The sequence below is a fragment of the Mycobacterium sp. genome, from assembly GCF_051006775.1.
Classification (GTDB): Bacteria; Actinomycetota; Actinomycetes; order Mycobacteriales; family Mycobacteriaceae; genus Mycobacterium.
In genome coordinates this window covers 1-20585 of sequence record NZ_JBPCSX010000079.1, presented here as the reverse complement: position 1 = coordinate 20585, position 20585 = coordinate 1, and the positions used below count along the sequence as shown (strand labels likewise).

The window sequence follows — 20585 nt, the reverse complement described above, 5'->3', positions numbered from 1 at the left end:
CTGAAGGACACCCTCAGCGACTCGCGATGGGATATGCCGTATCTCGGCATGCAGGTTCTCATCGAGGGACTCGCCCTGGCTGCCTTCGGCACCCTGCGCGATATCGCGGCGCCGGGCTCACTGGCCAAGCAACTTCTCGCCTACGTCATGCAGGACGAGGCCCGCCATGTGGCTTTCGGCCGGATCTCGCTGAAGGACTACTACGCCGCCCTGACCGACGCCGAACGCGACGAACGCGAGGAGTTCGTCGTGGAGGCCTGCTATCTGATGCGCGACAGGTTCCGCGGCGAAGAGGTGTTCGAGACACTCGGACTCAACGTCAAGGAGTGCGCCGAGTACGTCGACAACTCACCGCTGATGATCCAGTTCCGATCGCACCTGTTCAGCCGGATCGTGCCGATTGTCAAGGACATCGGACTGTGGGGCCCGAAGGTACAGACGGCGTTCACCGAGATGGGCGTGCACGATATGGCCGGCTTCGACATCGACGGCATGATGAAGGCCGATGAGGACCAAGCCGAGGACTTGGACCGGGCACATGCTGAGATGGCCGGCCGGATCGCCGAAGTGGACCAGGCGATTGCGGTCGGGGCCGAGTAGTCAGGCAACATCTGATTGCCTGACTCCTCCTCGGGCCGCGAGCGGCCCGCATCGTCGGTCAGGCGACACCAAGGTAGGCCGCGCGAATACTGTCGTCGGCCAACAGTTCCCGGGCCGGACCTTCGCGGGTGACGGTGCCGGTCTCCAGGATGTAGGCGCGGTCTGACCGGCTCAGCGCCTGCTGCGCGTTCTGCTCGACCAGCAGCACAGTGGTGCCCTGCTTGTTGATCTCACCGATGATCGCGAAGATCTGCGAGATGACCATGGGCGCCAGACCCATCGACGGCTCGTCGAGAAGCAGTACGCGAGGCCGGGCCATCAGCGCCCGGCCGATGGCCAGCATCTGCTGCTCGCCGCCGGACAGGGTGCCACCCACCTGCTTGCGCCGCTCGGCCAGCCGCGGGAACGTCTGGAAGATCCACTCCAGTCGCTCATCGTGGGCCGCCTTGGACTCGAACTTTCGCCCGTAGCAACCCATTTCGAGATTCTCGATAACCGTCATACCTGGGAACACCCCGCGGCCCTCGGGCGCCTGAACGAGTCCGTCGATCGCCCTGCGGTGGGCCTTGACCCGGGTGATGTCCTGCCCGTCGAACCAGATCGATCCGGATGTCAGCGGCCGCAGGCCGGAGATGGCACGCATCAGTGTGGTCTTGCCGGCGCCGTTGGCACCCAGCAGCGTCACCAGCTCACCGCCGCGCACGACGATCGACACCCCGTGCAGTGCTTCGATTCTGTCGTAGTGCACGACAGCCTCTCGCACCTCGAGCAGTGTCTCAGAGCTGGTCATCAGGAACCCCCAGATAGGCGGCGATCACGGCGGGATCATCGCGGATTTCGGCAGGCAGGCCGTCGGCGATCTTGCGGCCGAACTCCAGCACCACGATCCGATCGGCGACACCCATCACCACTCGCATGTCGTGTTCGATCAGCAATACGGTGTAGCCGTCATTGCGGATGTCGTTGATCAACTCGACCAGCGACTCCTTCTCGCGGGGGTTGAACCCGGCCGCCGGCTCATCCAGGCACAGCAGTTTGGGATCGGTGGCCAGTGCACGGGCGATCTCAAGTCGCCGCTGATCGCCGTAGGGCAGATTCTTGGCCTTCTCCTCGCCGCGGTGCGCGATACCGACGAATTCCAGCAGTGCGACCGCACGTTCGATGGCTTCGTGTTCCTCACGGCGGTGCCGGGGCGAGCGGACCAATGCACCCGGCACGGACGTCGCGTGCCGGGCGTCAGTCCCCACCACGACATTCTCCAGCGCGGTCATCTCGCCCCACAGCCGGATGTTCTGGAAGGTGCGGGCGATCCCCCGCCGGGTGATCTGGTGACGTTTCAGCCGACCCAGCGGTGCTCCGTCGAAGACCACCGACCCCGACGTCGGCCGGTACACCCCGGTGATGGCGTTGAAGCAGGTGGTCTTTCCCGCTCCGTTGGGACCGATGAGTCCGAGGATCTCGCCCCGCTTGATCGAGAAGTTCACTGCCTCAAGTGCGGTGAGACCACCGAACTTGACGGTGAGATCTGTTGTCTGAAGCAGGTTTTCACCCAGTGCCACGTGGACGTCGCGGTGCATCGCGGCCGACTCTGTCATGAGGCGGCCTTGGTCTCGTCGGCACCGGTCAACATCCGGCGTGCCGACTTGCCGTACGCGAGCAACTGCTGGCGGACCGGGAACAGACCCTGCGGCCGGAAGATCATCAGGATCACCAGGGACAGGCCGAAGAACAGGTACTTCAGATCACCGAGGTTGAGGCCCATGAGCTCCACGCCGAGCAGGCGGTTGGGTAGGTAGACGATGATGAAGGCGCCGAAGATCACCCCGAGCTTGTTGCCCTGTCCGCCGAGAACCACCGCGGACAGGAACAGCATCGAGTTGATGATGTTGAAGCTCGTCGGCGCGACGTACTGGACCTGGCCGGCGTAGAGCGCGCCGGACAGCCCACCGATGGCCGCACCGATGACGAAGGCCCACAGCTTGAACCGGAAGGTGTTGACGCCCATCACCTCCGCGGCGTCCTCGTCTTCTCGGATGGCCACCCAGGCGCGCCCGACCCGGCTGCGTTCGAGATTGCCCACCAACAGCAGGATTCCCACCATCAACACCAGACCGAGCCAGAACCACCACGTACCGTAGTTGGCATTGCCGGTGGAGTTGCCGCTGGAGAACACGCCGTTGGGCAGTTGCGCAGTCTCCCCCAGACGCGGGTAGGCGACCTCGTTGAGTCCGCGGGGGCCGTTGGTCACCCCGGCCAGGTTGTCGGCGAGCAGTCGGATGATCTCGCCGAACCCGAGGGTCACAATCGCCAGGTAGTCACCGCGCAACCGCAGCGTCGGGATACCCAGGATCAGACCGGCCAGGGCGGTGACAGCCATCGCGATCGGGACACAGGCCAGCCAGGCCCACTTCTCGTTGAGAAATCCCTGCGGCGCGACCCTGTTCCATGGGCTGTCCGGGCTGGTGAGTAGCGCCACGGTGTAGGCGCCCACCGCATAGAAGCCGACATAGCCAAGATCGAGCAGGCCGGCCTGGCCGACAACGACGTTGAGCCCGATCGCGATGATGGCGACCATCGCGAACTGAGCGAGCGTGCCACCCAGGCTGATACCGGGGGTATCGATGAATGGCGGCGGGTACAGCGGCAACAGGGCCAGCAGCCCGAAGGCGATGATGCCGAATCCCCACTTCTGCACCCTGCTGCGTTCCGACCACCACCGGCGCAGGACGTCCCCGGGAGCCAGCACGGAACTGATGCGCGATCCGCCTTCGACTTCTCGCCCGCTGTTCATGCCCGGGCCTTCCCGAGACTCTCGCCCAGGATGCCCGTCGGCTTGACCAGGAGCACCAGTACCAGCAGGACGAATGCGACGACGTCACGCCACTGGGTGCCGAAGAGAGCCTGGCCGTAGTTCTCCATGACGCCCAGCAGCAGACCGCCGAACAGTGCGCCACGCAGGTTGCCGATACCGCCGAGCACCGCGGCTGAGAACGCCTTGATACCGAGGAGGAAACCGCCGGAGTAGATGATGCCCTGCGGCACCCGCAGTGTGTAGAGCAGCGCGGCCGCGCCGGCCAGCGCACCCCCGATGAGGAATGTCGTGGTGATGATCCGCTCCCGGGACACCCCCATCAGGGTCGCGGTGGTCGGGTCCTGGGCGACTGCCCGGATCCCGCGGCCGAACTTGGTCCGATTGACGAAGAGGTAGGTCAGCCGGGACAGCACCATCGCCGCGACGACGATCACCAACGTGATGTTGGTGACCGATGCGCCGAAGATGTGGAAGACCGTCTTGGGCTGCACCAGGATGATCGGCTGCTGGGCATTACTGCCGCCGTAGCCCTTCATAATCTGCGGCAAAACGAAATGCACGAACTCCTGCAGGACAAACGACATGCCGATCGCCGTGATGAGGAAGGTCAGCGGACGCGCATTGCGCCGCCGTAGCGGTCGGTAGGCGACGAACTCCAAACCGACTGCGGCAGAACCGGATACCACCATGGCGAACAGCATGGCGGTGCCCAAATACAGCAGAGTCAGCGGCACGCCGCGGCTATAGGCATTGCCACTCGGGGCGAAACCGAGGATGACGTCAAGGCAGAAGTAAGCCCCGAACATGCCGAGCATGAAGATCTCGGAGTGCGCGAAGTTGATCAGTCGCAGTACGCCGAACACCAGCGTGTAGCCGATCGCCACCAGTGCATAGATCGCACCCCAGGCCAGTCCGTCGACGGTGAACTGCCAGAAGCCGTTTCGCAGGTTATCGACGTTGAAACCGATATCAGCGGCGAGGCAGACGTACTGACCGACACACTCATGAATCATCCGAGGCTACTGAACCCTGTAAATCCAGATCAGGTTCGAGGTGAGCTCCCCGTTCTCGGTCCACGTGTATTCCCGAGCTATGCCCTGGCCCGCATAGTTGCGGACGAAGTCCAGCAGTGCCGGGCGGGTGACCGCGCCGGAGTCGATGCCCTTGAGGAGGATTGTGGTCACGTCGTAGGACTCGAGGCTGTAGGTGCCGGGGGCCTGACCGAACTTTGTGGTGTAGGCCTCGGCGAAGGCGCCGGTCGGCGGACCGCACGGGCAGGACAGCACCGCACCCTTGGCAGCCTCCCCCGCGGACTTGACGAACTGCGGGTCCTTGAGGCCGTCGGGTCCGGCGAACAATCCGGTATAGCCGGCATCACGTAACTGCTGGAGCAGCAGCGCGCCCTCGGTGTAGTAGCTGGCGAAGACGACGGCGTCCGGCTTCTGTCCCCGGATCTGGTTGACCGCCGCGGAAAAGTCTTTGTCGCCCTTTTTGATCGAGATGTTGCACGCCGGGTCGGCGATCGGGCCCAGGGTGTCGCGCACTGCCCCGGCCTGGCCTACGCCGGCATCGGTGCTGTCATCGACGACACACGCCTTCTTGACGCCCAACGCGTTCTTCAGGTAGTTCGCCAGTGACGGCCCCTGGACGCCGTCGCTGGACAACCCACGGAAGAAGGTTTTCCAGCCCTGCGCCGACAGGGCGACGTTGGTGGCCGCAGGTGTGATCGCTACCAAGCCCGCCTGGTCGAAGATCGAACCGGTCGCCTTGGTCTCGCCTGACCAGGTCGGGCCGACGAGACCGATGATCGAAGGATCGTCGACGATCTGCGGTGCCACCGCCGTCGCCTTCTGCGGATCACCCTCGGTGTCAAAGGCCTTGAGCGACACCTGGCAGCCGGGGTTGGCGGCGTTGTGCAGATCGATGGCAAGCTGCGCGCCGTCGCGAACGTTGGCACCGAACGGAGCGTCCGCACCGGTGATAGGACCAGCCATGGCCAGCGCCACCGGAGCACAGGTGGCCTTTCCGTCGCCGGCCGGGTCGGCCGGGGCGGCTGCACCCGCCGCCGGCTTGATCGCGGCGCCGTCCGGGTTGATCTGGACCTGCTCGACGATCTTCAGATCGCTCTGGCTTGCGCTGTCCCCCGACTGCTCGCCACATCCGGCGAGGCCCAGCACCGCCAGACCGGCAGCACCCACCACGATCAGATTTCGTGTCCGAGTACCGCGCACGTTCCACCTCCGGGTCGACGATCGTCGGGCGTCAGTGAGACGCCCCCCGCAGAACATAGCGGCATGTGGACCTAATGGATGCGATCGAGAGACCGCCACCCGCCTACTGGACCTTGTAGATCCAGATCAACGTGGTGGTGAGCTCACCCTTGTCGGTCCATTCGTACTTGCGGGCCAAGCCCTGTCCCACGTACTTCGAGACGAAGTCGAGCAGCGCCTCACGGGTGACCGCGCCGGAGTCGATGCCCTTGGCCAGGATGGTGGCCAGGTCATAGCCCTCGGTGCTGTAGGTGCCGGGGGCCTGACCGAACTTTTTGGTGTACTCGGCGGCGAAGGTGCCGGTTGCCGGTCCGCACGGGCAGGACAGCAGCGCGTCCTTGGATGCGTTACCCGCCTGCTTGACGAACTCCGGGTCGTTGGTGCCATCGGCGCTGACGAACTTGCCGGTGAAGCCCGCGTCGCGCAGCTGCTGCACGAACGGGGCCGCCTCGGAGTAGTAGCCGCTGTAGAAGACCGAATCCGGCGACTGGCCCTTGACCTGGGTCACCGCGACGGAGAAGTCCTTGTCGCCCTTCTTCACTGAGATGTTGCACGCCGGATCGGCAACCGGGCCAAGAGTGTCGCGAACCGCCTTGGCCAGACCGCTGCCGTAGTCGGTGCTGTCATCGACAACGCAGATCTTCTTATCGCTGAGGCTGTTCTTCAGGTAGTTGGCGACCGACGGTCCCTGCACGCCGTCATTGGCCAGGCCACGGTAAAAGGTTTTCCACCCCTGCTCCGACAGCGTGACGTTGGTGGCCGATGCGGTGACGGAGGCCAGGCCGGCCTGGTCGAAAACCCCGCCGGTGGCCTTGGTCTCGCCGGAGAACGCCGGACCGATGAGCCCGATGATGGATGCGTCGTCGACGATCTGCGGGGCGATCGCGGTGGCCTTCTGCGGGTCACCTTCGGTGTCGAAGGTCTTCAGCTCGATCTGGCAGCCGGGGTTGGCGGCGTTGTGGTTGTCCAACGCCAACTGGACGCCATTCTTGATGTTGATACCCAGCGCGGCGTCAGGGCCGTTGAGCGCGCCGGCCATCGCGATGGCCACCGGGGCGCAGGTCGCCTTGCCGTCACCGGCGGGGTCGGCCGGCGCGGTGCCGGCTTCGGCTGCCACTGCGGCGCCGTTGTTGTCGATCTGGACCTGCTCGACGATCTTCAGATCGGTCGGGGCCGCGGTTCCGCCCTGCGCGGCGGAGGTCCCCTTCGAGGAGTCGCTGCCCCCCGAGGGCTGCTGGCTACAGGCTGCGAGGCCCAGCATCAGCAGGGCAGCCGAACTCATCGCAATTGCTTGTCGTGTCGCATGAGCGCGCACGTTTCACCTCCGGGTCAAGGGGTCGCTACCCACGTCTGCAGACGCGTCGCTTCGGTAAAAGATAGCCAAACACCGGCGAAACCGCGCGTGATCGGCGCGGTCGCGCGCCCGGTCTAGGCCTTCGCAGTCGGGGCAGCCGGGCCGTCGAGGGTCTCCAGGACCACCTCGGCGACCCGCTTCATGGTGGTACGGCGGTCCATCGCGGCGCGCTGCATCCAGCTGAACGCCTCGGGTTCGGTCATCTGGTGCTTGGCCTGCAGCAGCCCTTTGGCGCGTTCGACCAGCTTGCGGGTGTCCAGTCGCTCGGTGAGGTCGGCGACCTCGCTCTCCAGGCTGGCGATCTCGGCGAACCGGCTCATGGCCAGCTCGATGGCGGGGATGAGATCGGTGATCGAGAACGGTTTGACCAGGTAGGCCATTGCCCCGGCATCGCGGGCCTTGTCCACCAGGTCGCGCTGGCTGAATGCGGTGAGCACAACGACCGGGGCGATCCGCTTGGCGGCGATCTCGGCGGCGGCGTCGATGCCGTCCCGCCGCGGCATCTTGACATCCATGATCACCAGATCCGGCTTGAGCCGCTCGGCCAGGTCGACGGCCTCCTGTCCGTCGCCGGCCTCGCCGATCACGTCATAGCCCTCCTCGCGCAGCATCTCCGAGAGGTCCAGCCGGATCAGCGCCTCGTCCTCGGCGATGATCACCCGCCGCGGGGTGAGGGCGCCGGTGTCGGCGGAGGGGCCTGTCATGACCCCATTGTGTCGCGGTCCGGGTTCGGTCGCGAGCCGAGGCCGCGCACTGCCGGATTACGGCCCGGGCTGATCCACTATCGTGGGACACCGCTATCGGACCAGTCGCCCTCGTATCCCAACTGGCAGAGGAAACGGATTCAAAACCCGTGCAGTGTGAGTTCGAATCTCACCGAGGGCACCAACACCACATGTGACAACCTGATGCTGGTCGGGCTGACCCCGTCGAACATCATTGCGAAAGTGCGTGACGGCACTCGAACGGTTCCGCCTGCGCCCCGTGGCCGTGGCTTCAGCCAGCGGTGCGTCTCGTTGATGCCGCACCAGCCGGCTTCGAGGTATCTGACGACCGAATCGCCGCAGCCGACTTCGGTGACCGCTTTGACGCGGCGGGCCTGGGCGACTGCTGGTCTGACCTCTTGCCGATCGAAGCCACCGGCACGACGGCCGCCCTTGCCGGGGTCACGGGCGACCGTGACGATCTTGCTCGCGAAGCTGCCGTCGGAGCAGCGTTTTGTGGCGGAAAGAAATAATTGGCCAGGGCGATAGGCAGGGAGATCGCCGTGAGGATCTTGATCTCACCTGAGCCGGGCCCGTCTTGCGGGACTATCACGTTGGCCACCAAGAGCCCGATGGGAAACGTGATCGGAAAACCAATCAACCACAGTGGCTCCAGAAGATAGCTCGTGGCGATGGCCACAGTTCTCACAATCTCGTAGAGGGGGTCACTGCCAACCGCGGCTGCAGCAGCACGAGTTGCGGTGCTTGGTGAAAATGACGCCGTCTCGGACGGTGCAGCCGACAGCGCGGTATCGAGCACCGCACCCGCCAGGGCAACCTCAAGCCGAACGGGATTGCCCACGGCCGACACAAGACCACGGTCTGTCTGCGGCGGCGAGGCGCTGACGACCAGGGTGGTCGCCACAGCGGCAGCGCAACCAACGTGAACGCAACGACTACGGAAAACAGAGAACATCAGTCGGTAACCCTTCGGTCTGGATTGGCATTCGTCGGTTAACCAGTAAACCGGATGACCGCCTGCTTCGATGATCAATTCGCACGACGGATCAAAGGCGGAGCGTCGCCCCGGCGTCGCTACAGCTAGGCGGCCGCGCGGGCCGCAAGCACGACGGAAACAATGACGTACACGGTGGCCAGGATGAGCGCGTATCGATAGCTCTTAACGCGCACCGACGCGTAATCGTCTCCACGTTCTAATCTCACTCCGTCCCAAGCGGCAACAGAGGCGGCAAAGACAATGGCAACCAGGGTCAGGATGCCCTGAGCGTCAAGCAGTGTGAATTGACTGGAGGAATTGAGCACTGAAGTTTCATTGAACATCCATAGCGCCGTGGAGAATAGCGCCACACCCAAGATGTTCAACCGCCTCGGGGTGTTCCATTCACCCCTTTGAAAGATCACCAGACTGAAGAATGCCATCAGGAAAGCAGCGAAGTAGACGGATGTCGATTTGAGAAACAAGGCCAGCGTGCCGTTCCGGGTCATCTCGATATCCACCGTCACCTCGGAATACCCGCTCCCACTGCCGTTCGCTTCCCCTGGGGAGCCAAAGCTCGTCGCGTAGTGGTGTACGCCTGCTTTTATGCTGCAGCTCCGGACCGCCAAGCTGTCTTGACCCATATTCGGCGCGCAACCGCTCTCGGCGTTGTCTGCCGTATAGACCTCGAATTCGACGGGGTCGTTTCCGTTCTCCACCACAATCTGCAGAACCTGACGGTCGAACGGGTATCGCCGTACGTCGAATTGATGACGGAATTTACCCGTCACCAGCATGTTGGAATACTGAACTCCATTGGATTCCGTTGTTGACTCTTTTTGATGCGTGGTCGTGGTGTTCGCGTTAGTGAATTCCAAGGTGTCCAGGGGGTTCTTAGAGGAATCAGGGCACACGCTCCATACCCACATGCGCGCTTCGAAACTATTGGTTGTGGGGCTGAAGTTGTACACGGCGTCGACGTAGACGCCGATCGAGCAGCTTCGCGGAATCGGCGGGCTGGGTTGGAGTGGCAGCGTATTCCGCTGCGTCGCGAGGGCCGGCACCACTGCGAAAGAAGTAAGTGCAAGCGGCACGAGCAGCCATCGAATCAAGCCGTACTTGACTCGACGCGCTCGAAGCGTCGAGAAGCCGCCGCGGCCGACTGGCATGGGTCAGTTGTTCCAAAGCATGGGTCAGTCGCTCCAAAGAATGATGGTCGGTGCGCTCACGGTACCCGGGAAATACCCAAGGGTGCCGCTAGAAGTTGTTCCACATCAAGTTATTCCACATCGAAGAGTCCCCGGAAGAATCAGGTCGCGGAACGCAATGCGCCGATTGCCAGATGCGTCGCTTCGCGAACTCCCCGTCCAACGCCTCAGAGAGTCGGACCTCCCCGAGGCTGGGATCGCCCGCCCGTGCAGCCCGCGGACCCTCGGAGGAAGTTGCCAGGGTGCTGATCACACCTGCGGCGGTCGTCCATCCAGAAGAGTCGATCCGGTACCCCAATCGCTCCAACGATCTATTCCCGACCGTCGGGTGCCCATGCACTCTGAATCGAATCGCCTGGAGCGGGAATAGCTGCGGTTACCGACGAACCGAAATGGTGGTCAATTGACTCTCGAGCCCCGCCGTCTGTCGACGGAGTCCACCACGGTCCCCGAACCGCTCGGGGACCGTCTCAGCCGCCAGATATTCGCAGTGCTGGCCCTCGGCACCACCCTGGTTCTGCTCACCTGGGTGGTGTTCTACATCGTCACCTCGCTGAGCTACGTCGCCGATGTCCCCCGATAACCGATGTCCCCCGATAAGACGACAGCGTGATCGCCCTCTGAAACCTCCGCTCGGCGGACGTCCGTCGCCGCCACCGAGGGCCACGATGGCCTTGGCAACACGGTCCTGCCAAGACCGGACAAACCCGAGGAGGACGATATGAGCAGCACCTTCACCCGCATTGTGACCGCCCTGACCGGCCCGGCTCTGGCTGCCGGCATCCTGGCCGCCGCTATCGCCGGCGCCGGCTCGGCACAGGCCCAGGTGGTCGGCAGTCAGACGCAGAACTGCATCACCTCGACCGGGGTCGGATCGGCAAAGGCCGGCGCACCCGACCCGATGACCCGGGCCGGCCAGCTCAATGTCTCGGCGCCGAGCGCGGCCACGGCGCCGACCAGCTGCATCAGCCACTGATCGCAGCCGTCAGGCGGCCCAGGGCAGGTACGGTAAGAACTCCGATCGAAGGAGCCCGCATGGACCGGTCCCGACGCCTTCTGCTGGCCGCGTTGCCGGCAGCGGCACTGGTGTCCGCCTGCAGTTCCGGGCAGTCGGCCGATACCACCAACCAGGCACCGCCCGTCCCGCCCACGCCGGGCAGCCCCGACGAGGCGATCGCAGTCCTGCTGGAGGGCAACGCCCGGTTCGCGGCTCGCACCCCGGCGATCCGCGACACCGCGGAGATCGAACGGGTGTGGCAAAGCGGTATCGGCAAGAGCCAGGAGCCCTTCGCCATGGTCCTGGGCTGTGCCGACAGCCGCCTGGCGCCTGAGCTGATCTTCGACCAGTTCGTCGGTGACATCTTCGTGGTGCGCGAAGCCGGCAATATCGCCCACTCGCCGACCAATATCGGCAGTCTGGAGTACGGCCAGGCGGTGCTGCGCGCCAAAGCGCTTGTCGTGCTGGGCCATTCCGACTGCGGCGCGGTCAACGCGGCGTTCAAACGCGATGCACCCGGCGCCAACATCCAGTCGATCGTCGATGCCATCAAGCCCGGCATCGCCGGCGCCCCGACCCTCGACGATGCAATCGCCCGCAACGTCGGCGCAGTGATCACCTACCTGCGCACCAACAGCCCACTACTGACCGACGCAGAGAAGACCGGCGCCTTCAAGATCGTCGGTGCGGTCTACGACATCAAGACCGCACGCGTCGGTCTGCTCTAGGCGCAGACGAGTTCGCGGGTGCCCGCCGACGCGGCAATGTCACCAGCGGCGCAGGCAGCCTGCGCGGGTTAGGCTGACCAGGTGCGCTCCGAACGAAAGTTCGCTGGTCGGATCCTGCCGGAAGCCCGTTTCCGGCGGTCGGACTGTGAGCGGATGCAACGCCGTCCCCCCGCCCGCAACCAACACTGGGCCGAGGCGGTCACCCGACCCCAGCGGATTCTCAACGTCGCCACCTGGATAGCCGCCTCGGTTACCGCGACACTGGGCATCCTGCAGACGGTCACCGGTGACAAGGTTCTGTCGGTTGGCGTCGTGAATCTCGCGACCGCGGGGTTGTTCCTGGCGATGCCACTACTGCACCGGTTCGGAACCATCATCGCCGCGGTGGTTTTCGTGGTGATCGCCTATGCGTCTTTGACCTTCGTCGGTTCACAGCTCGGCACCGACTCGGGCGTCCAGTTCTACTACCTGGTCTCCGCGTCGCTGGCCATCCTGGTGCTGGGCACCGAGCACCTGATGCTGGCCAGCGTCACCGCCGCGGTCGGCGCGGCTTTGGTGATCGCGATGCAGTTGCTGGTCCCCGGCGACACCGGTCTGCAGCCGAAGTGGGCGCTCACCGCCGGGTTCGTCGTCTCCACTATCGGAGCGGCGCTGATGATCTTCTCGACCGTCTGGTACGCCATGCGGGAGGTGACGCGCGCGGAGGCGGCCATGGAGGTGGAGTACGACCGCTCGGAGGCCCTGTTGGCGAACATCCTGCCTGCCCAGGTAGCCCGCCGATTGAAGGATCCGGCGCACGGGGTGATCGCCGACCGTTACGACGACGCCTCCATCCTCTTCGCCGATATCGCCGGGTTCACCGAGCGGGCCAGCGAGATCTCGCCGACCGAACTGGTCAGGTTCCTCGACCGGCTCTACACCACGTTCGACCGCTTGGTGGATCGCCACGGGCTGGAGAAGATCAAGACAACCGGCGATTCCTACATGGTCGTCAGTGGAGTGCCGGCGCCGCGCCCAGACCATGTCCAGGCCATCGCTGAGCTCGCCCTGGACATGTCCAAGGCGGTCGCCGGACTTCGCGACCCGCGCGGCAACCCGGTCCCGCTGCGGATGGGTATCGCCGCCGGCCCGGTGGTGGCCGGCGTGGTCGGGGCGCGCAAGTTCTTCTACGACGTGTGGGGCGATGCGGTCAACGTCGCTGCCCGGATGGAGACCACCGATCCCGAGGGGCGAATTCAGGTGCCGGAGAACGTCTTTGAACAGCTTCGCGACGACTTCGTTCTGGAGGAACGTGGCGAGGTCGACATCAAGGGCAAAGGCATCATGCGGACCTGGTACCTGGTCGGGCGCAAATCCGTCGTCTCACCGGATCCGGTTCCGGGCATGATCGAAAGCCGCAGCGGCTAGGCGAACTACATCACCTTCGACAGGAAGGCTTTGGTCCGCTCGTGCTGGGGATTGCTCAGCACCTCACGCGGTGCTCCGCTTTCGACGATGACCCCGCCGTCCATGAACACCAACTGGTCGGCGACCTCGCGGGCGAAACCCATCTCGTGGGTCACCACCACCATCGTCATCCCGGCGGCCGCGAGTTTCTTCATCACGGCCAGCACTTCGCCGACCAGCTCGGGGTCCAGCGCGGATGTCGGCTCGTCGAACAGCATCAGCTTGGGTTCCATGGCCAGCGCACGGGCGATTGCGACCCGCTGCTGCTGCCCGCCGGACAACTGCGCCGGATAGGCCTCTTCCTTACCGGCCAGACCCACCTGACTGAGCAGTTCGCGGGCCCGTTCCAGCGCCGCGGCCTTCTTGACACCCTTTACGTGCACCGGCGACTCGATGACGTTGTCCAGGGCAGTGCGGTGCGGGAAAAGGTTGAAGTGCTGGAACACCATGCCGATGTCCCGGCGCTGTTTGGCCGCCTCGCGCGGGGACATCTCGTGCAGTTTGCCGGCCCTCTCGTGGTAGCCGACCAACTTGCCGTCCACGTACAACCGGCCGGCGGAGACGGTCTCGAGATGGTTGATACAGCGCAGGAAAGTGGACTTACCGGAGCCGGACGGTCCGACGAGCACCAACACCTGCCCGCGCTCCACCGACAGCGTCACCCCTTTGAGAACCTGCAGGGCCCCGAAGCTCTTACAGACCATTTCGGCCCGGACCATCTCGCTCATACGTGACCCGTCTCGGTCTGCGCCTTGGCCAGGGCCTCGAGTTGCTTGGAAGTCAACTGCCGCGAGATGCCCTTGGAGAAGTACTTCTCCAGGTAGTACTGACCGACCATCAGGATGCTCGTCACGATCAGGTACCAGGTCGCCGCCACCAGCAGCATCGGGACCGGTTCGAAGATGCGCGCGGCGATCTCTCGCGAGGCGATGCTGTAGAGGTCATAGGAGTACGGCACCGCGGTCACCAGCGAGGTGGTCTTCAGCATGCTGATGAGCTCATTGCCGGTGGGCGGAATGATCACCCGCATGGCCTGCGGAAGCACGGTGCGACGCATCGTCAAACCCCAGGACATCCCCAGCGCCGTGGAGGCCTCCGTCTGCCCCTCAGGCACGGAAGTGATTCCGGCCCTGATGATTTCGGCCATGTAGGCCGCCTCGTTGAGGCCAAGGCCGATGACAGCGAGCAGGAACGGGATGGACAGGGTCTGCAGGTTGACATGGAGCAGCGACGGACCGAACGGCACCCCGAGTTGGACGTTCTGGTAGATCGTCGGGATGAGTCCCCAGAACACCAGCTGGACGTAGACCGGCGTGCCGCGGAAGATCCAGAGGAACACCCAGGCGACGGACTGGAACACCGGGTTGGGTGACAGTCGCATCACCGACATCACGATGCCGAGCGCGACACCGATCACCATTGCGTAGACGGTCAGCTGCAGGGTGTTCCACACCCCGAGCAGGATCCGATCGTTGAACAGATACTCGCCGTAGGTGGACCAGCCGTATGCCTTATTGGTGGCTGCGCCGTAGATGAACAGTCCGACCAGGATGATGATCGCGCCCGCCCCCACCCACCGCCACGGGTGCCGCAGCGGCACCGCATCGATGGCGGCAGGCGCCAATCCCTGGACTGAAGTCATCGGGGATTAACTGGTGGCACCGTTGATGGTCGGCTTCTCGAGCATGCCCTTCTCGACGCCCCAGTTGGTGGCAATAGTCTTGTAGTCGCCAGTCGAGATGAGGTGCTCGAGTGCCTTGAGCATCGACTTCGCCAGCGGCGAGTCCTTCTTCACCGGCCAGCCGTACGGGGCCGCCTCGAAGATCTCCCCGGCCGCCTCGATCTTGCCGTTGCTCTGCTTGATCGCGTAGTCCGTCACCGGCGAATCAGCCGACATCGCATCGGCCTGCCCCAGGATCACCGCGTTGGTGGCGGCGTCCTGACTGTCGAACTTCAGGATCTCGATCTCGGGCTTGCCGGCATCGACACATTTCTTGCTCTTACCCGGAAGCTCGTCGGTCTCCTCGACGGTGGTTGCCTGCACCGCGACCTTCTTGCCGCAGGCATTGCTCGGGTCGATGCCCGCACCGGGTTTCTGAGCCCACTGGATGCCGGCGGTGAAGTAGTCGACGAAGTCGACGGAAGCCTGGCGCTCCTTGGTGTCGGTGAAGGAGGACATCCCGACGTTGAAGGTGCCCTGCTGGATGGACGGGATGATCTTGGCGAAGTCCGCCTCGCGGTAGTCCGCGGTGAGACCCATCGTGGCGGCCACGGCGTTCATCAGATCCACGTCGAACCCGACGATCTTGCCGCTGCTGTCCTTGAACTCATTGGGCGGGTAGGGGATGTTGACACCGACGACGAGCTTGCCGGAGCTCCTGATGTCATCGGGTACCGAGGCGGCGATCTCGTCGACCTTCTGCGCAGTGACGGCGGTGCTTGCACCTCCGGCGGCGGAGCCCGATCCCGACTCGGAACTCTTGGAACACCCGGAAAGGGTCAAAGCACCCGTAGCGGCGACCACCACCGCGACCCGCCACCAACGCACCGCACTGTCCTGAGCTGTGAACACAGTTGCCCTCTCCCAACGAAATTGCCCGATGGCCGGACATTAGCCGACCGGAGAACAATGTGCCGGGCATCGCCGTTACAGGCCTGCTCAAAAGCCAAATCGTGACCGGGCAGAAGGCGGAATTTAACCCGGGCGTGGGTAAGCTCCCGCCCATGACAAACACCGCTAGTGGACCGCTTGCCGGCCACCTCTGGAAGTCAGTGCTGCTCACCGGGATCCTCTCGGTCATCCTCGGCGGGATGGTGCTGAAGTGGCCCGGGCAGACCATCGTCCTGGTGGCGATCTTTTTCGGCGCCTACCTGCTCGTGACCGGTATCTCGCAGGTCTTCCACGCATTCACCCTGCACATCACCGGCGGCGGCCGGGCCCTGCTGTTCATCAGTGGCGCGGCATCACTGGTACTGGCCGTGCTGTGCTTCCGCCATCTCGGTGACGCCATCTGGCTGCTGGCAATCTGGATCGGTATCGGCTTCATCTTCCGGGGTGTCGCCGAAACGGCTTCGGCGATCAGCGATGAGACCACCCCGGGCCGCGGTTGGCAGATCTTCCTGGGCATCATCACCCTGATCGCCGGCATCATCGTGATGGCCTCCCCCATCACTTCGCTGGCCACGCTGACCCTGGTCGTCGGAATCTGGCTGATCGTCATCGGTGTGATGGAGATCGTCACCTCCTTCGGTATCCGCAAGGCGGGCAGCAATGTCCGCGCCGCCGTCGGTGAGGCTCTCGGCGCTCGCTGAGCCGAACCGCACAACCCACTGGGGCGCGGATCGCGGTGGCACACTGCCATCGCCGATCCGCGCCCTACTATTTTGAATGGTCAGCGGGGTAACCTGACCTCCGAATCCAGTTCCCGCACGAGATGTGAGCGATGACCCAAACTCCGGAATGGCCACGCAGACCCGAGGGGCCGACTGCCGCCGAGCAGCCGTACCCCTATGCGTATCCGCCCACACCCCCGGGCCGGTACCCAGACGGATATTCGCCGATGTCCTACGGGAACTACCCGGTCGCTCCGGTTCTGCGTAACGGTCTCGGAGTCACCGCACTCGTCGTCGCGATCTTCGCGCTGCTGCTGACCATCACCGTCGCCGGCGGCGTCGTCCTGGGCATCATCGCCGTCGTCATCGGGTTTTTCGGGCGTGCGCGCATCAGACGCTCCGAGGCCGACAATCCCGGTGTCACGCTCGCCGGGATCGTCCTCGGCGTTCTCGCGATCATCATCGCGCTGTTGTTCGTCCCGTTCTTCTGGGTCCCGGTGTTCAAACAGGTCGGGGCTTCCGACTACGTCGACTGCCTGCAGCAGGCCGGGCAGGACCCGGTCAAGGCCCAGGAATGCTCCGATGAACTTCGGCAGTCCCTGGAGACGCACTTCACCGAAACCAGGACCCCGGGCCGCTAGTCGCCGGTGGCGGCTTCACCGTGGTGTCGATCTCGCGTCAGCGGGTCCCCGGGAAGTGCTTGACGATGCCCTCCTGGGCGACCGTGGCGACGACCTGCCCAGCCGGGTTGAAGAAGTGCCCCATACCGAGTCCGCGAGACTCCGCCGCGACGGGCGAACCGGTGGAATAGAGCACCCAGTCGGCGAAGTCGACCTGCCGGTGGAACCAGACCGAATGGTTGATCGTCACCGCGAAGATGCGGTCCCACCCCCAGGACAGGCCGTGGGTCGTGATGATCGAGTCGAGCACCGTGGTGTCGGAGGAGTAGACCATCGCCGCGGTGTGCAGCACGGGGTCGTCAGGCAGCACGCCGTCGGCCTTCATCCAGACCCGGTTGCACGCCAGCCGCTCGTCCTTCTTCCGCATCACCCAGGCAGGGTCGTTGGTGTAGCGCCATTCGATCGGCCGCATGGCCTCGGCGAAATGCGGAACCACCTCTTCATAACCGACGAGCAGATCGTCAATCGTGGGCAGCCCGTGCGGTTGGGGCACCTCCGGCATGTCGATGTTGTGTTCCAGTCCGTGCCCGCCGGAGAGATAGGACACCAGGGCGGTGGCCAACAGCTTCCCGCCCTGGATCGCATCGACGCGACGGTTAGCGAAGCGCCGCTCGTCGCGAAGCCGGACGACATGGAACTCGATATCGGAGGCGGGGTCGCCGCCGGCGATGAAGTGCACCGAAAGCGCACTCGGCGGAAGTGCGCTGGCAACGGTCCGACTGGCGGCCACGAACGCCTGGGCCATCATCTGGCCGCCGAAGGTGCGGATCGGATTCTTGCGGGGGTGACACCCGGTGAATAGGTCGCCGCCGAACGGAGAAAGCTCAAGAATGGCCAGCAGATCGTCGAAGTCCGAACTCGCCACGTATCCAGCGCTCCCCTAGCTTGCGACAGGCCGACTCAGTGGTCGTCCTCTCCGATCCGGTGCACGTGGATCAGGTTGGTCGAGCCTACTGTGCCGGGCGGGGCGCCTGCGACGATGATCACCAGGTCGCCACGCTGATAGCGGGCCAATTTGAGCAGCGCATGATCCACCTGTCGGATCATGGCATCGGTGCTGTCCGCCCCCTCGACGATGAACGTCTCAGTGCCCCAGGTCAGAGCCAGCTGATTGCGCATCTCCGGGTCGGTGACGAAGGCCAGCAGCGGCAGCCGACTGTGTAGTCGGGCCAGCCGACGGACGGTGTCACCGGATGAGGTGAAGGCGATCAATGCCTTGGCATCGAGCCGCTCGCCGATATCGCGAGCCGCATAGGAGATGACACCGCGTTTGGTGCGCGGCAGATGGGCCAGCGGAGCGCCGGTGGAATCCCGTTCCATCCGGGTGACGATCCGGGCCATGGTCTGGACCGCCTCGAGCGGAAATGTGCCGACCGAGGTCTCCCCGGACAGCATGACCGCGTCGGCGCCATCGAGAATGGCGTTCGCGACGTCGGATGCCTCCGCGCGGGTGGGACGGGAGTTCTCGATCATCGACTCCAACATCTGGGTCGCGACGATCACCGGCTTGGCATTCTCCCGCGCGATCTCGATGGCGCGCTTCTGCACCAGCGGCACTTCCTCGAGCGGCAACTCCACACCCAGGTCGCCACGGGCGACCATCACCGCATCGAAGGCCCGCACAATGGCTTCGAGATTCTCGACCGCTTCGGGCTTCTCGAGTTTGGCCACCACCGGCACCCGCCGGCCGACGCGGTCCATCACTGTGTGGACCAGGTCGATATCCGACGGGGACCGCACGAACGACAGCGCGACGATGTCCACACCGATCTTGAGCGCGAACTCGAGGTCCTCGATGTCCTTCTCGGAAAGGGGCGGAACCGACACGGCCATGCCCGGCATGGAAAGCCCTTTGTTATTGCTGACCGGACCACCCTCGGTCACCGTGCACACGACATCATTGCCGTCGACGCGCTCTACCACTAGGCCGACCTTGCCGTCGTCGACCAGGAGACGGTCGCCGGCGCGAGCGTCGTCGGCAAGTTGTTTGTAGGTGGTCGACACCCGGTCCTTGGTGCCCTCGCAATCCTCAACGGTGATGCGCACCGTCTCACCGTTAACCCAGACCGTCTTCGATTCCGTGAAGCGGCCCAGCCGGATCTTGGGACCCTGCAGATCCGCCAGGATGCCGACAGCGCGGCCGGTGGCTTCGGCAGCCGCCCGGACCCGGGTGTAGGCGGCCTCGTGGTCAGCGTGTTCGCCGTGGCTGAAGTTCAGCCGGGCGACGTCCATCCCCGCCTCGACCAACGCCGTCACCATCTCTTGGGAGTTGGTCGCCGGGCCGAGAGTACAGACGATCTTGCCGCGCCGTTTCACGACCTGAGCATAGTCGCGCAGCCACCGACCAGGCGCGGCCAGGAGCGGCTAGGAGGCGAACAAGGTTGGAACGAGGGGGAAACCGGGCAGATTGCGGACCACGGTCCACACCACCGCCGAGACCGCGATAAGAGCGAGGGCAACCGGTGTGAAGGTCCGTTGACCATTGCGCCTCCGCCAGAACCACCACAGCGCCAGTACCGGCAGACCGATCAGCAGGAAGACATTGTCGACGACGGCAGCCGAGAGGTCACCGTGCAACAGGTCGTGGGTCATCCGCAGACCACCGCAGGCCGGGCAGTTCCAGCCGGTCAGCAGTTTGAACGGACAGGGCGGGAACAGCGAACCGGGCCGGTGCGGGTCGACCAGGCCGACGTACCCGAGCGCGCCGAGTGCGAGCACGCCACCGCCCACACTTCCGTACACCCGGGTGCGCTCGGCCATGATGCTCACCCGTCACGCAGTGGGCGGCCCTGTGGGTCCCGCACCTGCCCGGTCAAGATCAGCACGGAGTCGATGATCGCCCAGATGACCGGAATGGCGAAACCGATTCCGCAGGTGAGCATTCCGATTACGAACCCACCGATCAGACCGACGATGAGCTGCGCGATGCCGAGCGAGGTGTAGCCCAGGTAGATCCGGCCGATCCCCAGTACGCCGACAAGGCCCAGCAACTGCAGCAGGCCGGCGACAATCTTCGACTTGTCCGAGAGCGGCTCGCCGGTCAACGGGCTGCGGCCGAAGGGCGCCATCGGGTCCGGGTAGTACCCAGGTGGCAGGTACGGCGGAGGGAACTGGCCCGGCGGCGGATAGTTCGGCGGCGCCTGATAGGCCGGCGGCGGCTGGTAGTTCGGCGGTGGCTGGTAGGGCGGCGGGGTCGCCTCTCCACCCCCGAACGGCGGCTCTGTCATGAATCCAGGATGCCAGAGGGTCAGTCGTCGCCTCGGGCGTTGACGCCCCAGAGCAGGCGGCGCACCGTCGCGCGGAAGCCGGGCCCCGTGGCGGGCGGGGTATCGACCGGGGTCTCAGCGACGGCCTCGGTGACCACCTCAGCGATGGCATCGACCTCGATCACGGGTTCGGGTTCGGGTTCGGGTTCGGGTTCGGGTTCGGGTTCGGGTTCGGGTTCGGGTTCGGGTT

23 protein-coding genes, 1 tRNA gene and 1 pseudogene are annotated in these 20585 nt (G+C 64.7%); 8 read left to right on the top strand and 17 right to left on the bottom strand.

All coding sequences use genetic code 11. The annotated features are described in order from the left end of the window. Positions 1-600 (top strand): annotated as a pseudogene (locus ACR2JI_RS06045) (aminobenzoate oxygenase); the annotation flags it as partial. A gap of 58 nt (positions 601-658) precedes the next feature. Here the strand turns inward: ACR2JI_RS06045 and ACR2JI_RS06040 are convergent. The 7 genes from ACR2JI_RS06040 to ACR2JI_RS06010 all read right to left on the bottom strand — a co-directional run bounded on the left by ACR2JI_RS06040 (position 659) and on the right by ACR2JI_RS06010 (position 7740). Continuing rightward, the gene (locus ACR2JI_RS06040) at positions 659-1390 is read right to left on the bottom strand and encodes an ABC transporter ATP-binding protein (protein ID WP_526389053.1); all 732 of its coding nucleotides are present in this window, start codon (positions 1388-1390) and stop codon (positions 659-661) included. Further along, a complete protein-coding gene (locus ACR2JI_RS06035) occupies positions 1377-2195 on the bottom strand; it encodes an ABC transporter ATP-binding protein (protein ID WP_526389051.1) in 819 nt (272 codons plus the stop codon). Before ACR2JI_RS06035 ends, ACR2JI_RS06040 begins: the two co-directional genes overlap by 14 nt. Beyond that, positions 2192-3391 (bottom strand): branched-chain amino acid ABC transporter permease, encoded by a 1200-nt coding sequence (locus tag ACR2JI_RS06030; RefSeq protein ID WP_526389049.1) that lies wholly within the window; start codon positions 3389-3391, stop codon positions 2192-2194. The genes ACR2JI_RS06035 and ACR2JI_RS06030 overlap by 4 nt, the downstream gene beginning before the upstream one ends. Further along, entirely contained in the window at positions 3388-4425 is a 1038-nt protein-coding gene (locus ACR2JI_RS06025; RefSeq protein ID WP_526389047.1) for a branched-chain amino acid ABC transporter permease, read from the bottom strand. The genes ACR2JI_RS06030 and ACR2JI_RS06025 overlap by 4 nt, the downstream gene beginning before the upstream one ends. 6 nt (positions 4426-4431) lie before the next feature. Beyond that, on the bottom strand, positions 4432-5643 hold the full coding sequence (locus ACR2JI_RS06020; RefSeq protein ID WP_526389045.1) for a branched-chain amino acid ABC transporter substrate-binding protein: 1212 nt from the start codon (positions 5641-5643) through the stop codon (positions 4432-4434). Positions 5644-5746: 103 nt separating this feature from the next. Continuing rightward, on the bottom strand, positions 5747-6964 hold the full coding sequence (locus ACR2JI_RS06015) for a branched-chain amino acid ABC transporter substrate-binding protein (protein WP_526389042.1): 1218 nt from the start codon (positions 6962-6964) through the stop codon (positions 5747-5749). A gap of 146 nt (positions 6965-7110) precedes the next feature. Further along, positions 7111-7740, bottom strand: a complete 630-nt coding sequence (locus tag ACR2JI_RS06010; RefSeq protein ID WP_526389040.1) for a two-component system response regulator PdtaR — start codon at positions 7738-7740, stop codon at positions 7111-7113. A gap of 107 nt (positions 7741-7847) precedes the next feature. Between ACR2JI_RS06010 and ACR2JI_RS06005 the strand changes: the two genes are divergently transcribed. Continuing rightward, positions 7848-7924 (top strand) — tRNA-Leu (locus tag ACR2JI_RS06005). A gap of 108 nt (positions 7925-8032) precedes the next feature. Here ACR2JI_RS06005 and ACR2JI_RS06000 read toward each other — a convergent pair. Both ACR2JI_RS06000 and ACR2JI_RS05995 read right to left on the bottom strand, forming a co-directional pair. After that, entirely contained in the window at positions 8033-8665 is a 633-nt protein-coding gene (locus ACR2JI_RS06000) for a hypothetical protein (RefSeq protein ID WP_526389038.1), read from the bottom strand. 176 nt (positions 8666-8841) lie between these two features. Next, positions 8842-9906, bottom strand: a complete 1065-nt coding sequence (locus tag ACR2JI_RS05995; protein WP_526389036.1) for a ligand-gated ion channel — start codon at positions 9904-9906, stop codon at positions 8842-8844. A 442-nt stretch (positions 9907-10348) separates the two neighbouring features. On the opposite strand from ACR2JI_RS05995, the gene ACR2JI_RS05990 reads away from it, so the two are divergent. The 4 genes from ACR2JI_RS05990 to ACR2JI_RS05975 all read left to right on the top strand — a co-directional run bounded on the left by ACR2JI_RS05990 (position 10349) and on the right by ACR2JI_RS05975 (position 13077). Beyond that, the gene (locus tag ACR2JI_RS05990) at positions 10349-10528 is read left to right on the top strand and encodes a hypothetical protein (protein ID WP_526389034.1); all 180 of its coding nucleotides are present in this window, start codon (positions 10349-10351) and stop codon (positions 10526-10528) included. 138 nt (positions 10529-10666) lie between these two features. Further along, entirely contained in the window at positions 10667-10921 is a 255-nt protein-coding gene (locus ACR2JI_RS05985; RefSeq protein WP_526389032.1) for a hypothetical protein, read from the top strand. A gap of 59 nt (positions 10922-10980) precedes the next feature. Then, positions 10981-11670: a carbonic anhydrase gene (locus ACR2JI_RS05980; RefSeq protein WP_526389030.1), complete on the top strand. Its 690-nt coding sequence runs from the start codon at positions 10981-10983 to the stop codon at positions 11668-11670. A gap of 153 nt (positions 11671-11823) precedes the next feature. Next, a complete protein-coding gene (locus tag ACR2JI_RS05975; protein ID WP_526389028.1) occupies positions 11824-13077 on the top strand; it encodes an adenylate/guanylate cyclase domain-containing protein in 1254 nt (417 codons plus the stop codon). Positions 13078-13082: 5 nt separating this feature from the next. Here the strand turns inward: ACR2JI_RS05975 and ACR2JI_RS05970 are convergent, their stop codons facing one another. From ACR2JI_RS05970 to ACR2JI_RS05960, 3 genes are read right to left on the bottom strand one after another with little or no spacing between them, the layout of a single operon-like run. Beyond that, positions 13083-13844 carry an amino acid ABC transporter ATP-binding protein gene (locus tag ACR2JI_RS05970; protein WP_526389026.1) on the bottom strand — a complete coding sequence of 254 codons (762 nt, stop codon included), beginning with the start codon at positions 13842-13844 and terminating at the stop codon, positions 13083-13085. Then, on the bottom strand, positions 13841-14758 hold the full coding sequence (locus ACR2JI_RS05965) for an amino acid ABC transporter permease (protein WP_526389024.1): 918 nt from the start codon (positions 14756-14758) through the stop codon (positions 13841-13843). Before ACR2JI_RS05965 ends, ACR2JI_RS05970 begins: the two co-directional genes overlap by 4 nt. Positions 14759-14764: 6 nt before the next feature. Then, entirely contained in the window at positions 14765-15688 is a 924-nt protein-coding gene (locus ACR2JI_RS05960; protein ID WP_526389022.1) for an ABC transporter substrate-binding protein, read from the bottom strand. A 152-nt stretch (positions 15689-15840) separates the two neighbouring features. Between ACR2JI_RS05960 and ACR2JI_RS05955 the strand changes: the two genes are divergently transcribed. Both ACR2JI_RS05955 and ACR2JI_RS05950 read left to right on the top strand, forming a co-directional pair. Then, the gene (locus tag ACR2JI_RS05955) at positions 15841-16428 is read left to right on the top strand and encodes an HdeD family acid-resistance protein (RefSeq protein WP_526389020.1); all 588 of its coding nucleotides are present in this window, start codon (positions 15841-15843) and stop codon (positions 16426-16428) included. A 131-nt stretch (positions 16429-16559) separates the two neighbouring features. Next, positions 16560-17090 (top strand): DUF4190 domain-containing protein, encoded by a 531-nt coding sequence (locus ACR2JI_RS05950; RefSeq protein ID WP_526389018.1) that lies wholly within the window; start codon positions 16560-16562, stop codon positions 17088-17090. A 37-nt stretch (positions 17091-17127) separates the two neighbouring features. Here ACR2JI_RS05950 and ACR2JI_RS05945 read toward each other — a convergent pair whose 3' ends face one another. From ACR2JI_RS05945 to ACR2JI_RS05925, 5 genes are all read right to left on the bottom strand, one after another. Then, a complete protein-coding gene (locus ACR2JI_RS05945; protein ID WP_526389016.1) occupies positions 17128-17994 on the bottom strand; it encodes an acyl-CoA thioesterase II in 867 nt (288 codons plus the stop codon). 35 nt (positions 17995-18029) lie between these two features. Further along, positions 18030-19445: a pyruvate kinase gene (gene pyk / locus ACR2JI_RS05940; RefSeq protein ID WP_526389014.1), complete on the bottom strand. Its 1416-nt coding sequence runs from the start codon at positions 19443-19445 to the stop codon at positions 18030-18032. A 48-nt stretch (positions 19446-19493) separates the two neighbouring features. Continuing rightward, entirely contained in the window at positions 19494-19889 is a 396-nt protein-coding gene (locus ACR2JI_RS05935; protein WP_526389012.1) for a DUF2752 domain-containing protein, read from the bottom strand. Between the two features lie 5 nt (positions 19890-19894). Continuing rightward, positions 19895-20356 (bottom strand): NINE protein, encoded by a 462-nt coding sequence (locus tag ACR2JI_RS05930; protein ID WP_526389010.1) that lies wholly within the window; start codon positions 20354-20356, stop codon positions 19895-19897. Between the two features lie 20 nt (positions 20357-20376). Then, a partial coding sequence (locus ACR2JI_RS05925; RefSeq protein ID WP_526389008.1) for a hypothetical protein occupies positions 20377-20585 on the bottom strand: 209 nt, incomplete at its 5' end.